Genomic DNA, 14,596 nt, shown 5'->3' with positions numbered 1-14,596 from the left:
TCAAGAGCTATGAATGCTTTGACTTGTTTTTTGATAGTTACCACTCCCTAAATAAAAATGATACGTGATTCGTCTGCCCCTATTGTCAAAACTTATCTTAGCCAAAGAGTGATTTCCTCCTTGCTTATCAAGTTTTAATTCTTGGCTAGTTTTCAATTGAATCCCTTTTGGAATTCTGAGAATATCCCCTTTCACCCTAATCTGCCTAGTTTGTAGGGCTATGACTATTTCTTCTTGCTTTAGCAAAGCCATTTTTTGATGATGACGGTAAAGGTGTTCAAATCGTGTGAAAAAGAGTTGTTCTTCGATTGTCGCATAACTGTTTGTGAGAGGTACCCAGAGGCACAAAATCATAAAGGTGATGACAAACAAAGAAAGAACCCCTTCCATCAGTGTAAAAGCCTTAATGTGATAATTTCTGAGTTTCATCTTTATGCTTGCCATAATACTCTTGATAAACTTTTTGCTGTTTGGCTGTAATACTGCCTTCATCAGTAAGCTGAGTTAAAGTGGGCTTAGCACCATGAGATAGTTCATAAAGCTCTGCTTGATTTTCCACAATTTTAACCACAGCAGCATTTCCTGTGTCAGTTACCTTTTCTTTTTGTTGACTTAAATTAGGTACAAATAAAAGCATCAACACACTAATGATAAGTAAAACAATTAACATTTCCAGAAGTGTGAATGCAGCAACTTTAGGTGCTTTTAGCCTTGATAAATAGTTCTTCATTTAAAAAACATCCCCCATATTTTGATAAATTGGTAATAAAATAGCAGCGTAAATAACAACGATAATAAGAGCGACTAATAAAAAAATCAACGGTTGTATCAGTTGAGTCGCTTGGTGTAATTGGCTAAAAAATCGAGACCAACTCTCACGCGCATAGACTTCTAATTCATAGCCCAGTTTCGATTTCATATCGCCATATTCAATGATTAGCCCTAACTCTTTTTTAAAAAAGGGATAGGCAGCTACTTGTTGGTGAAAGCTTTTTCCGGATAGGAGATGACTTTGCATGTCCTTGGCAAGCTCTCGCATTAATTGAGACTTCTCCTGAGCCATAATGGCTAATAGGCTTTGCAATTCCAAACCCTGGCCAATTAAATTGCCCCATTCCTTAGCATAATAGGCTGTTAAATAATGTTTGAGAAAATAGCCGAAAATGGGCCATCGACTAAAACGACTGACCAGCTGTAACCGCGCTTGTCTTCTCCATCGCAACAGGAAAGCTAGTACCATTAAGGCTACTAAAGCTAATGAAGCTAAGAAAAATTCTGGAAAGTGCATCAAAAAATAAGTTAGTCGATTTTGAATAGTCAATTGTGGAATTAAATAATGCCTTAAACCTAGCATTATCGCGATTAAAAAAACAAATAGAATCAAAGGATAAGTAGCGACCTCCACAATCTTTCGCCGTATTAAGAGTACTTGTTTTAAATAATCTCCGACTTTCTGAAGCGTTAATCCCAAATTACCGTGACTATCCGCTAGATTGACCTGAGTTATAATTCCTTCTGAAAAACCCAAGCTTGCAAGCATGTCAGCCAAAGGCTCCCCTTTTAAAAGACTAGTTTCCATTTTTGTTATCTCGTTATTAGAAAGTAGTTGACTCTTTTTCAAAAAGCTAACCGTCTCTGACAAGCTAAAACCATTTGATAATAGGTTATCCAGTAGTTGCACCAGTTTTAATTGTGCTTTAGGCGATAATTTTTTCGATCCTTGCCTCTTGCTCAGTGAGATGTCCTGAGTTAAAAAGCTGGTCAATTTTTTGATTCCACTTTCGGGGGCTATGCTTTTCAAAGTCTCTTTGACTGTAATCAATTAGTGCTCCTCCACTGATAAAACGCTGATAAGCGATTAAATTAAGACTATTTTCCAACTCTGCCTGACTTATCCCAAGTTCCAAAAGACGTCCATAAACTCCTGGAATGCTTTTGGCATGAACAGTTGAAAAGACTATTGCTCCTGTCATACTCGCTCTTATAGCCGCCCTAGCTGTTTCTTGGTCTCTGATTTCACCAATAATCAAAAGATCTGGTCGATGCCTCAACGATAATTTAATCAAGTTGTCATAGGTCATGCCGATGCTATCATTAACCTGTAATTGCAAGATACGCTCATCTTTGATTTCAACTGGATCTTCAATACTAATCACCTGTAATTCCTGAAACGTCTCCGAAATCAATTGGTGCATCAAAGTGGCTTTTCCAGAACCCACTGGTCCTGAAAAGAGGTATAGGCCTCTGGCACCTCTAATGACCTCTTTTAGGGAAGAAAAGTCGTCAAACCAATAGTTTAGCTCCTTTTGCCCATCATGTAGTAAACGAATGACTAAACTTTCTTGCCCACGATAATCACCAACAGTCGTCAAACGTAAGGAAACTGCCTTTTGCTTATCTAATTGGTAATCGCAAGCCCCTAACTGGCAACGTCTTTTTTCACCGACACTCATTCCTGCAACATATTTAAAGTGACTAATAAGATTAGCCACCCGATGACACCCATCCACATCTAAAGCTTTCCTCTCACTTCCTACTCTTGCCCAAAGATAATAGCCGTCTATATTAGGAAGAATATAAATATCCTGAGCCCCTAGCGCTAGTGCTTGAGTTATGATTGCTTTTGCTAAATCTTGAACCATGATGACCTCCTTACTTTATTATTCGAAAAAAAGAGAGAAAGTATTGAAAACAACTTTCTCTCTTTTTCTAAAAATAATAATTTAAATGTTCCATTTGCAAGTAAGTGGTGTATGGGGTGAGTCATTTCGCTGCTCAAACTGGGGAAGGTAATAGCGGCTTGGTACAATATCTCTATCTTTTAATAATAAAATAGAATGATATTGCTGTAAATCATCCCCACAATCATCACACCATCTGGTATCTCTCTTTTCCCAAAAAGTAGCTAATAAATTTTTTTGGCTATGAAAACTAGGGTAAGCTTTTCTCAGAGTCTGCCACTCTTGATCAAAATATCCCAAAGCCTCCTGCCAATTTTCAAATTGCTTTTCTTCTAAAATATCATCTTGCCATCCGTCAATGAACCACCAAGGCTCCCAATCACCATACATTTTTATTACTTGATACATACCCTTACTTCCTTCTTATGGCTATTATAGCTAAATAAAATCCATTTTAAAAAATATCTGCTCATAAGGACTATAATGCCAACCCTAAACCAAAAAAAGAAGCCTTTGATAGACTTCTTTTTTAGATTATTCTGCTTCAACAAGTGGTGCTTCTTCAGAAACACTTGCTTCTTCAATAACTTCTACTTCATTGATGGCTTGTGGTTCAATGTTACGGTAACGCGCCATACCAGTACCAGCTGGGATGATTTTACCAATGATAACATTTTCTTTAAGACCAAGGAGATGGTCTTTCTTACCACGAATAGCAGCATCTGTAAGAACACGAGTTGTTTCTTGGAATGATGCAGCAGATAAGAAAGAGTTAGTTTCAAGTGAGGCTTTTGTAATACCCATAAGAACAGGACGAGATGTTGCAGGAATACCACCTGAAATAAGGATATCTTTATTGGCTTCAGTAAAGTCTGAAATGTCCATAAGCGTTCCTGGAAGAAGGTCCGTATCACCTGGATCCATAACACGTACTTTACGAAGCATTTGGCGAACCATTACCTCAACGTGTTTATCGCCGATTTCTACCCCTTGGCTACGGTAAACTTTTTGAACCTCAGCCAATAAGTAAGTCTCAACAGACAAGGTATCACGAACTTCTAATAAGCGTTTTGGTTGAATAGAACCTTCTGTCAAAGCAGCTCCACGATTGATATCGTCGCCAACTTCAACCTTCATACGTGCTGTAAATGGTACCACGTATTCACCCATACCAGTTTTACCTTGAACGTAAACTTTCTTAGTACGTGTAGTAGCATCTTCTTCAATCTCAACCACTGTACCTTTAACTTCTGTGATAACTGCTTCCCCTTTAGGGTTACGTGCTTCAAAGATTTCTTGGATACGAGGGAGACCTTGCGTGATATCAGTGTTTGAGGCAACCCCTCCCGTATGGAAGGTACGCATGGTAAGCTGTGTTCCAGGTTCACCGATTGATTGGGCAGCAATTGTACCAACAGCTTCACCAACTTCAACAGCATCACCTGTTGCCAAGTTGATACCATAACAGTGACGACAAACACCATGACGTGTCGCACAGGTAAAGACAGAACGAATAGTTACTTCTTCAACGCCAGCTTCGACAATCTTACGAGCCATGTCTTCTGTAATCAACTGATCAGCACCAATCAAGACTTCACCAGTCTCAGGGTGCTTCACTGACTTACGAGTGTAACGTCCTTGTAAGCGCTCCTCAAGTGTTTCTGTTACTTCTTTACCATCTGTAATCGCACGGATAAGAAGACCACGGTCAGTTCCACAGTCATCCTCACGGATAATAACATCTTGGGCAACGTCAACCAAACGACGAGTAAGGTATCCTGAGTCGGCTGTCTTAAGGGCCGTATCGGTCATCCCTTTACGAGCACCGTGAGTGGAGAAGAACATTTCCAAAACAGACAACCCTTCACGGAAGTTTGATAGGATTGGAAGTTCCATGATGCGTCCGTTAGGAGCAGCCATCAAACCACGCATACCGGCAAGCTGTGAGAAGTTTGAGATGTTACCACGGGCACCTGAGTCCATCATCATAACGATAGGGTTCTTAGGATCTTGTGTTTCAATCAAACGTTTTTCAAGAGCTTCTTTTGCTTCACGCCATGTTGTCGTAACAGCAACATAACGATCATCATCAGTCATCAAACCACGACGGAAGGCTTTGTTAATTTCTTCAACACGGTGGTGAGCTGCTTCAATGATTTCAGCTTTATTATCAATAACAGGAATGTCAGCAATACCCACTGTTAAACCAGCAAGAGTTGAATGGTAGTAACCAAGGTCTTTCAAGCGGTCAAGGAAGGCTGATGTTTCTGTCGTACGGAAACGTTTAAAGGTTTCTGCGATGATATTTCCAAGATTTTTCTTCTTGAATGGCACATTGATTTCTAAGCCGTCAGTGACTTCTTGGATTTCTTGTCCTGGCTCAAGGAAGTATTTATCAGGTGTTCCTTCAGTCAAGTTAGCGTTATTTGGCTCTTGAAGGTAAGGAAGGTCTTCTGGCATGATATCGTTAAAGAGAATCTTACCAACTGTTGTCACCATGATTTTATGTCTTTGACTATCTTTCCATGGCTTGTTTGGCATGCTATCAACAGCAATACCTACACGACTATGAAGATGAGCATAGCCATTTCGATAAGCCATAACTGCCTCATCTTTATCCTTGAAGATCATGCCTTCGCCTTCACGGCCAGCATCTTCCATTGTAAGATAGTAGTTACCAAGAACCATATCCTGAGATGGGGTAACAACTGGTTTACCATCTTTAGGGTTAAGGATATGTTCTGCGGCAAGCATCAAAAGACGTGCTTCTGCTTGTGCTTCTTCTGAAAGTGGTACGTGGATGGCCATTTGGTCACCATCGAAGTCGGCATTGTAGGCCTCACACACAAGTGGGTGAAGACGAAGTGCCTTACCATCGATAAGAACCGGTTCAAATGCCTGGATACCAAGTCTGTGAAGAGTCGGTGCGCGGTTAAGTAGAACTGGATGTTCTTTGATAACTTCTTCAAGAATATCCCAAATGCGTTCATCACCACGTTCAACCATACGTTTAGCTGCCTTAACGTTACCAGCAAATTCACGAGCAACAATTTCGCGCATCACAAATGGTTTGAAGAGTTCGATAGCCATTTCACGTGGCACACCACATTGGTACATTTTTAGGGTTGGACCTACGGCGATAACGGAACGTCCAGAGAAGTCAACACGTTTACCAAGCAAGTTTTGACGGAAACGACCTTGTTTACCTTTAAGCATGTGGCTTAATGATTTCAAAGGACGACTTCCTGGTCCTGTGATAGGACGACCACGACGACCGTTATCAATCAAAGCATCAACGGCTTCCTGTAACATACGTTTTTCATTTTGAACGATAATACCAGGAGCATTAAGTTCTAATAAACGAGCAAGACGATTGTTACGGTTGATAACACGACGATAGAGATCATTCAAGTCAGATGCGGCGAAACGGCCACCATCTAATTGAACCATTGGGCGTAAATCTGGTGGAATTACTGGAAGGATGTTAAGTACCATCCATTCTGGTTTATTTCCAGATTTGTTAAAAGCATCAAGCACATCCAAACGACGCACAGCTTTGATACGTTTTTGCCCAGTTGCCGATTTTAATTCTTCTTTTAATTCAGCGATTTCTGCTGGTAAGTCTACGCGTTTCAAAAGATCTTGGATAGCTTCTGCTCCCATCTTAGCGATGAAAGAACCATGTCCATACTCTTGAATTTTTTCACGATACTCACGTTCTGTTAAGAGAGATTTTGGCTCAAGCGGCGTATCTTTAGGATCGATAACCACGTAAGCAGCAAAATAAATAACTTCTTCTAGAGAACGAGGACTCATATCAAGGGTTAATCCCATACGAGATGGAATACCTTTGAAGTACCAGATATGTGATACAGGAGCTTTTAACTCGATATGTCCCATACGTTCACGACGCACTTTGGCACGAGTCACTTCGACACCACAGCGGTCACATACGATTCCTTTATAACGGATACGTTTGTATTTTCCACACGCACATTCCCAGTCTTTTGTAGGACCAAAGATAACCTCGTCAAAGAGTCCTTCACGTTCTGGTTTTAATGTACGGTAGTTGATTGTTTCAGGTTTTTTAACTTCACCATAAGACCATGAGCGGACTTTACTTGGTGAGGCTAATGTGATTTGCATACTTTTAAAACGATTTACGTCAACCACTAGTTTTACCTTTCTGCCTTTGATGACTTTACTAGCTTCTGGGGCACTTGCCCCAGTCTAGTAAATAATTGTTTAATAAGAATTGATGGCTTATTTGTCTTCAGTTGTTTCTGAAACTTCTTGAGTTTCTTGAACTTGTTTTTCACGCGCTTTTTCAAGATCATCAACGTGCATCACGTCATCATCTTCACCTTCATCAAGATCACGAAGTTCTACTTCATTGTCATCTTCGTCAAGGACACGCATGTCAAGACCAAGTGATTGCAATTCTTTCACAAGAACGCGGAATGATTCTGGAACACCTGGTTTTGGAATTGGTTTACCTTTGGTAATCGCTTCATAAGCTTTCAAACGTCCTGTGACATCATCTGACTTGTAAGTCAAGATTTCTTGAAGAACATTTGAAGCACCATAAGCTTCAAGGGCCCAAACCTCCATCTCACCGAAACGTTGTCCACCAAATTGTGCTTTACCACCAAGTGGTTGTTGGGTAACAAGTGAGTAAGGACCTACAGAACGGGCATGAAGTTTGTCATCAACCATGTGGTGAAGTTTGATCATGTACATGACACCAACTGAGACACGGTTGTCAAATGGTTCACCAGTACGGCCATCATAAAGAACGGTCTTAGCATCGCTATCCATACCAGCTTCACGAACAGTATCCCAAAGGTCTTCAGCTGAAGCACCGTCAAAGACTGGTGTCGAGATATGAATACCCAAATTACGAGCAGCCATACCTAAGTGAAGTTCCATAACCTGTCCAATATTCATACGTGATGGCACCCCAAGAGGGTTCAACATGATATCAACAGGCGTTCCGTCTGGTAAATAAGGCATGTCTTCTACAGGAACGATACGAGAAACGACACCTTTGTTTCCGTGACGACCGGCCATTTTATCCCCAACTTTGATTTTACGTTTTTGGGCAATGTAAACACGAACTAGCATATTTACGCCTGATTGTAATTCATCTCCGTTGGCACGTGTAAATATTTTAACGTCACGAACGATACCGTCTCCACCGTGAGGAACACGAAGTGAGGTATCACGCACTTCACGTGATTTGTCTCCAAAGATAGCGTGCAAGAGACGCTCTTCAGCAGATAAGTCTTTTTCACCCTTAGGTGTTACTTTACCAACTAAGATATCGCCTTCTTTAACCTCAGCACCGATGCGGATGATACCCATCTCATCAAGGTCTTTAAGGGCTTCTTCACCAACGTTTGGTACTTCGCGTGTGATTTCTTCAGGTCCAAGCTTTGTATCACGTGTTTCTGATTCAAATTCTTCTAAGTGAACTGAAGTGTAAACATCTTCTTTAACAAGACGCTCACTCATGATAACGGCATCCTCAAAGTTGTAACCTTCCCAAGTCATGTAAGCAACGACTGGGTTTTGTCCAAGGGCCATTTCACCGCATTCCATTGAAGGACCGTCAGCGATAAAGTCACCTTTTTCAACAATATCACCAACTTTTACAAGTGTGCGTTGGTTATAGGCTGTCCCTGAGTTAGAACGGCGGAATTTTGTCACATGGTAAACATCAAGTGAGCCATCTTCACGACGAACTTCTACTTTTTCAGCGTCTGAGAAGACAACTTTACCATCATGTTGGGCAATAACTGCAGCTCCAGAGTCATGGGCTGCTTGATATTCCATACCAGTACCAACAAATGGCGCTTTAGGATCAATCAATGGTACAGCCTGACGTTGCATGTTGGCACCCATAAGGGCACGGTTTGAGTCATCGTTTTCCAAGAAAGGAATACATGCTGTCGCAACCGCAACTACCTGTTTAGGAGAAACGTCAACAAAGTCAACAATACTTGCAGAAAACTCTTGGTTATTACCTTGATGACGACCCATTACGATTTCTTCTGCAAAAGTACCGTCTTCATTAAGTTTTGAGTTTGCCTGAGCTACAGTGTACTCATCTTCTTCATCGGCAGTCAACCAAACAATCTCGCTAGTTACCTTACCAGTTGTACGGTCAACTTTACGATATGGCGTTTGAATGAATCCGTATTTGTTCAAGTGACCAAAAGATGATAAGTTATTGATCAATCCAATGTTTGGTCCCTCAGGCGTTTCAATCGGACACATACGTCCATAGTGAGTGTAGTGAACGTCACGCACTTCATAACCCGCACGGTCACGTGTCAAACCACCAGGTCCTAAGGCAGATAGACGACGTTTGTGTGATAATTCAGAAAGTGGGTTGTGTTGGTCCATAAACTGTGACAACTGAGAAGAACCGAAGAATTCTTTAACAGCAGCCGTTACAGGACGGATATTGATAATTTGTTGTGGTGTTAAAACATCATTGTCTTGAACAGACATACGCTCACGAACGTTACGTTCCATACGAGCAAGACCAATACGGAACTGGTTAGCAAGCAATTCACCAACAGCACGAATACGACGGTTACCCAAGTGGTCGATATCATCTACTTTTCCAAGTCCTTCAGAAAGGTTAAGGAAGTAAGACATTTCTGCCAAGATATCAGCTGGGGTAAGAGCACGCACTTTATCATCTGGGTTAGCATTACCAACGATAGTGATCACACGATCAGGATCAATTGGAGAGACAACCTTGAATTTTTGAAGGACAACTGGTTCCGTAACAACAGCGTAATCATTTGGTGTGTAAACAAACTTGTTCAAGTCACCATCAAGATGTTCTTCGATAGATTCAATCACGCTACGAGTCATCTCAGTACCCGCTTCAACCAAGATTTCACCAGTTTCTCCATCCACAAGGTTTTCGGCAATAATTTGGTTCAAAAGACGTGTTTTAATATTGAGTTTTTTGTTAACTTTGTAACGTCCAACAGCTGCCAAGTCATAACGACGTGCATCAAAGAAACGCGCAATCAAGAGACTACGTGAACTATCAGCAGTCTTAGGCTCACCTGGTCTTAAGCGCTCATAAATCTCTTTAAGAGCCTCATCTGTACGAGAGTCTGAAGGGTTTTTGTGGATATCTTTTTCAATCGTATTACGAATAAGGTCACTTTCACCAAAGATATCAACGATTTCATCATCACCTGAGAATCCAAGAGCACGAACGAGTGTTGTAAATGGAACCTTACGTGTACGGTCAATACGTGTATAGGCAATATCTTTTGAGTCAGTTTCTAGTTCTAACCAAGCACCACGGTTAGGGATGACGGTTGAGCCATAGCCCACTTTACCGTTTTTATCTACTTTATCATTGAAGTAGACACCTGGTGAACGCACCAACTGAGAAACGATAATACGCTCACCACCGTTGATGATAAAGGTACCCATTTCAGTCATGATTGGGAAATCACCAAAGAAAACTTCTTGTGTCTTAATCTCACCTGTTTCTTTGTTAACTAAACGGAAAGTCACAAAGATTGGTGCAGAATAAGAGGCATCGTGGATACGTGCTTCCTCAAGGGTATATTTTGGTTCTTTAAATTCGTAACCAACAAACTCAAGTTCCATGGTATCGGTGAAATTTGAAATAGGAAGTACATCCTCAAATACTTCTTTCAACCCTGAATCTAAGAAATCTTGGAATGAGTCAGTTTGAATTTCAATCAAATTTGGTAAATCAAGAACTTCTTTGATTCTTGAAAAGCTACGACGTGTACGGTGTTTTCCGTATCGAACTTCATGTCCTGCCAAGTTTTTAGCTCCTTTTTCTTTTTAAGCTTTGCTTTGCTGCAAAGAACAACTAAGTTATCATTTGTCCCAAGTGTGAATTTTTAGAATCTTTAAATATGGGTTACAAGACCCGTTTTTATCTAAAAATAGACACAAAAAGAGCAGCTAAATCTGACTTTATCAGTTTGATTTAACTGCTGTTCTTCCTAGTTGGACAATATTTCAACTAGATTGGACGACAAATAGTTAATAATATTATACACTATTTTCTTTAAAAAAGCAAGCTTAATTTTTTTTACCACCAAAATTAGACCAGGCTTTTTGATAGTCTGCATCGGTTCCACCAATGGCAAATTTATAAGTCATAGCACTTGGTCCTTTTTGTGCCCACAAGCTAGTGGTCATTTCGCCATTGACAGTTAATGGACGACCATTAACGGTTACTGTTCCAGGTTGCAAACCAGTTGATTTAAGAACGGAAGCTCTGATGACACCGCCATCAAGAGCAAAACGTTGCCCATTACCAAAAATATTTGGATCAGCTTGATTGATAGCATTCGCTAGATGCGCCAAGTAATTAGAATTGTTATTATAACCTGTCAAAGGTGCTAACGAAGCATTGTCATCATGACCAGCCCAACCACCAAGAGTTACTTTAGGGGTTGCCAGCATCAACCAAACATCTGAATAATTCTCTGTTGTCCCTGTTTTTCCAATCCAATCAGCATTAGCTAAGGAAGGATTAATCGCTGCTAAACGACTCTTAAAGGTTGTGGTTGAACCAGAAGAAATCGGGCCCCTTAACAAATCTTGCATAATAGTCGCAGCTGGTGCTGAAAAGACACGAACAGGTTTATTCTCATGTTTGTAAACAACTGTGCCGTCACTAGCTGTAATTTTATCAACAAGGTATTGTTTTTGATAAAGACCATTATTAGCAATCATTTGGTATGCATTGGTTTGCTGAGCAACTGAGGTCTCAATCCCTCCTCCAAGTGGCAAACTCTCAATGGAATAATCAGCGATGCGATAGCCCATTTTAGTCATGTAATTCTCAACATCCACCCCTTTTTCACGCAATAACTTCTGTGTCCAAAAGGCTGGAATATTCCAAGAAGTATTTAAAGCTTCTTGCAGAGTCATCATAGCCGTCCCTTCGCTATCAACGTGCATAATCTTTTGGCCACTTGAATAGGTCGTCGGATAGTTAGACAGTATGCTAGCACTTCCCATCAATCCTTGGTCAATAGCTGGACCATAAGAAATGATCGGTTTGATACTAGATCCTGGTGAACGAATAGTATCAAAAGCATGGTTATTTTGATTTAAATTGTAATCTCGTCCACCAATAAATCCTAATACAGCTCCTGTACTATTGTCTGTTAGAACATTTCCCATCTGGACCATACCAGTTCCATCATCTAAGAGACTACCAAATTGTGCAGCAGCATTCTGCATCGCATTATAGATTGGCTTGTTTAGAGTTGTTGTTATCTTATAGCCACCTTGTTGCAATTCCGTTCGTGCACGCTCTTGGTAGGCAGCCTTGGTTTCATCATTTTTTAACTCACGGCTTGACACCTTGTCCTTTTTAATAAGGTAGTTATACATGGCTTTTCGAGCCTCTGCTAAAACCGTATAGTAAAGGTAGTCATGTGTATTCACCGTAACAGCTTCAGGCTGAATAAAGTCCTGTTTGATAGGGTAGGCTTTGTAATCCTCATATTCTTTTTTAGTCAACAAGCCAGAACGGTACATATTGTAAAGAACATTTTGTTGACGCTGAATACCATAGGACATGTCTTCTTCTGATTTAAATTGTCCCGTTGAAAGGTAAGGAGAATAAACAATAGGACTTTGAGGCAAGCCGGCTAAGAAAGCGGCTTGTGGAATCGTCAAATCTTTAGCAGTAACACCAAAAATACCTCTTGCTGCTTCTTCAATACCAGCGATATTTTGTCCCTTATTATTACGACCAAAAGGAGAGACATTTAAATAATGAGAAAGGATATCATCCTTAGACATGTAACGCTCTAGTGCCAAAGCATAGATGATTTCACGAGATTTTCGTTTAAAGGTAGGATCATCTCCCAATACTTGCTGCTTGACTAGCTGTTGTGTCAAAGTCGAACCACCACTAGATTCACCAAACCCTAAAACAGAAGCTAGTGTCGCACGAAAAACAGCTTTGGGAACTACCCCTTTATGAGCATTGAAATTCTCATCTTCTGTTGAAACAATGGCTTTTTTAATATTGTCTGAAATAGCATCGTTAGCTACTGGGGTCCTTAGAAGATCCGTATCAATCATCGTCACCAAGCTGTTATCGGAATAATCAATTTGGGACATCATGGTTAGGGATTTGACCTGTTTGACTAAACTGTCTTTACTAGGTACCTTAACAGAATCAATTTGACTAGCTAAATAACCAAAAGCCATACCTAGGCCAAGCATGCCAAAAAGAAAGAGAATAATGTAAAAAAAGTTAGACATTAACTTCACTGTACGCAAAATGACTGGGCCAAAATCTAAAGGCCCTAAAGTCGCTTTTCTTCTCTTACTGTGTTTCTTTTTTGATGTCACCATAAAATACCTCATTTACCATTATACCAAACTTTGATAAAGCTTGCATAGCAGTAGCGTTTTTTGATATAATGATTCGAAACTATAATGAAAATGGAGAAAGCCTATGAATATTTTTGAAGAACTCAAAGCTCGTGGCTTGGTCTTTCAAACGACCGATGAAGAAGCCCTTGTCAAAGCACTAACAGAAGGGCAAGTATCCTATTATACCGGTTATGATCCAACAGCAGATAGCTTACACTTAGGTCACTTGGTGGCTATTTTGACTTCTCGTCGCTTACAGCTTGCAGGGCATAAACCCTACGCTCTTGTGGGGGGGGCCACAGGTTTAATTGGAGACCCTTCCTTTAAAGATGCTGAACGTAGTCTTCAAACCAAAGAAACAGTTTTGGAGTGGAGTGACAAGATTAAAGGTCAATTATCAAATTTCCTTGATTTTGAAAATGGCGATAATAAAGCTGAACTTGTAAATAACTACGACTGGTTCTCTCAAATTAGCTTTATTGACTTCCTTCGCGATGTCGGCAAATACTTTACCGTCAACTACATGATGAGTAAAGATTCTGTTAAAAAACGAATCGAAACAGGCATTTCATACACCGAATTTGCTTACCAAATCATGCAAGGCTTTGATTTCTATGAATTGAATGCCAAACACAACGTCACTCTCCAAATTGGTGGTTCTGATCAGTGGGGCAATATGACTGCCGGTACTGAATTGCTTCGTCGAAAAGCTGATAAAACCGGTCATGTTATGACCGTTCCATTAATTACTGACTCAACTGGCAAAAAATTTGGAAAATCTGAAGGAAATGCCGTTTGGTTAGACGCAGATAAAACATCTCCATATGAGATGTACCAATTCTGGTTAAACGTGATGGATGATGATGCAATCCGCTTCTTGAAAATCTTTACCTTCTTGAGCTTAGACGAAATTGATACCATCGAAAAAGAATTCGAAGCTGCGCGTCATGAACGTTTAGCTCAAAAAACATTAGCTCGTGAAGTGGTTACTCTAGTCCACGGACAAGCTGCTTATGAGCAAGCACTTAATATTACAGAGCAACTCTTTGCTGGAAACATCAAAGAACTATCTGCAAGTGAATTAAAACAAGGATTGAGCAACGTTCCTAACTATGCTGTTCAAGCTAAGGACAACCTTAATATTGTCGAGATTTTAGTAGCTGCTAAGATTTCACCTTCCAAACGCCAAGCGCGTGAAGATGTGACAAACGGAGCCATCTACATTAACGGAGACCGCGTTCAAGATTTAGATTACCAATTAAGTGACAATGATAAAATTGATAATCAATTAACAGTCATCCGTCGTGGTAAGAAAAAGTACGCTGTTCTCACTTATTAATAATCTCAATTACTTCTTTATTTCATAGTTATTTAGTCATTAGAGTAAAGAAACCTATGTCCTAGAATTTCTATTCTTGAAAAACTAGTATTAGACCACAAAAAAGGATTTATTCTCTGATAACAAGAGAGGATAAATCCTTTTTTGATGGAATAACGTT

General features: G+C 40.1%; 9 protein-coding genes. 1 reads left to right on the top strand and 8 read right to left on the bottom strand.

Annotated features, from left to right (window positions below; all coding sequences use genetic code 11):
- The 8 genes from comGD to pbp1b form a co-directional block, all read right to left on the bottom strand.
- The gene (gene comGD, locus STRIC_RS08535) at window positions 1-429 is read right to left on the bottom strand and encodes a competence type IV pilus minor pilin ComGD (RefSeq protein WP_008090412.1); all 429 of its coding nucleotides are present in this window, start codon (window positions 427-429) and stop codon (window positions 1-3) included.
- Window positions 404-730: a competence type IV pilus major pilin ComGC gene (comGC, locus tag STRIC_RS08530; RefSeq protein ID WP_008090323.1), complete on the bottom strand. Its 327-nt coding sequence runs from the start codon at window positions 728-730 to the stop codon at window positions 404-406. The genes comGD and comGC overlap by 26 nt, the downstream gene beginning before the upstream one ends.
- Window positions 731-1,765 (bottom strand): competence type IV pilus assembly protein ComGB, encoded by a 1,035-nt coding sequence (comGB, locus tag STRIC_RS08525; protein WP_050897398.1) that lies wholly within the window; start codon window positions 1,763-1,765, stop codon window positions 731-733.
- A complete protein-coding gene (gene comGA, locus STRIC_RS08520) occupies window positions 1,698-2,642 on the bottom strand; it encodes a competence type IV pilus ATPase ComGA (protein ID WP_008089649.1) in 945 nt (314 codons plus the stop codon). Before comGA ends, comGB begins: the two co-directional genes overlap by 68 nt.
- Window positions 2,643-2,723: 81 nt before the next feature.
- The gene (locus STRIC_RS08515; protein ID WP_008090041.1) at window positions 2,724-3,089 is read right to left on the bottom strand and encodes a DUF1033 family protein; all 366 of its coding nucleotides are present in this window, start codon (window positions 3,087-3,089) and stop codon (window positions 2,724-2,726) included.
- A 126-nt stretch (window positions 3,090-3,215) separates the two neighbouring features.
- Window positions 3,216-6,854: a DNA-directed RNA polymerase subunit beta' gene (gene rpoC / locus STRIC_RS08510; protein ID WP_040832320.1), complete on the bottom strand. Its 3,639-nt coding sequence runs from the start codon at window positions 6,852-6,854 to the stop codon at window positions 3,216-3,218.
- A gap of 90 nt (window positions 6,855-6,944) precedes the next feature.
- A complete protein-coding gene (gene rpoB / locus STRIC_RS08505; RefSeq protein WP_008089909.1) occupies window positions 6,945-10,511 on the bottom strand; it encodes a DNA-directed RNA polymerase subunit beta in 3,567 nt (1,188 codons plus the stop codon).
- A gap of 264 nt (window positions 10,512-10,775) precedes the next feature.
- Entirely contained in the window at window positions 10,776-13,088 is a 2,313-nt protein-coding gene (gene pbp1b, locus STRIC_RS08500; protein WP_156033610.1) for a penicillin-binding protein PBP1B, read from the bottom strand.
- 91 nt (window positions 13,089-13,179) lie between these two features.
- Between pbp1b and tyrS the strand changes: the two genes are divergently transcribed.
- Complete coding sequence (gene tyrS, locus STRIC_RS08495; protein WP_008090163.1) at window positions 13,180-14,436, top strand: tyrosine--tRNA ligase; 1,257 nt, start codon at window positions 13,180-13,182, stop codon at window positions 14,434-14,436.
- Window positions 14,437-14,596: the final 160 nt, after the last annotated feature.

Origin of the sequence: Streptococcus ictaluri 707-05 (genome assembly GCF_000188015.2) — a bacterium.
Taxonomy (GTDB): Bacteria; Bacillota; Bacilli; order Lactobacillales; family Streptococcaceae; genus Streptococcus; species Streptococcus ictaluri.
This window is presented reverse-complemented; position numbering and strand designations above follow the sequence as displayed.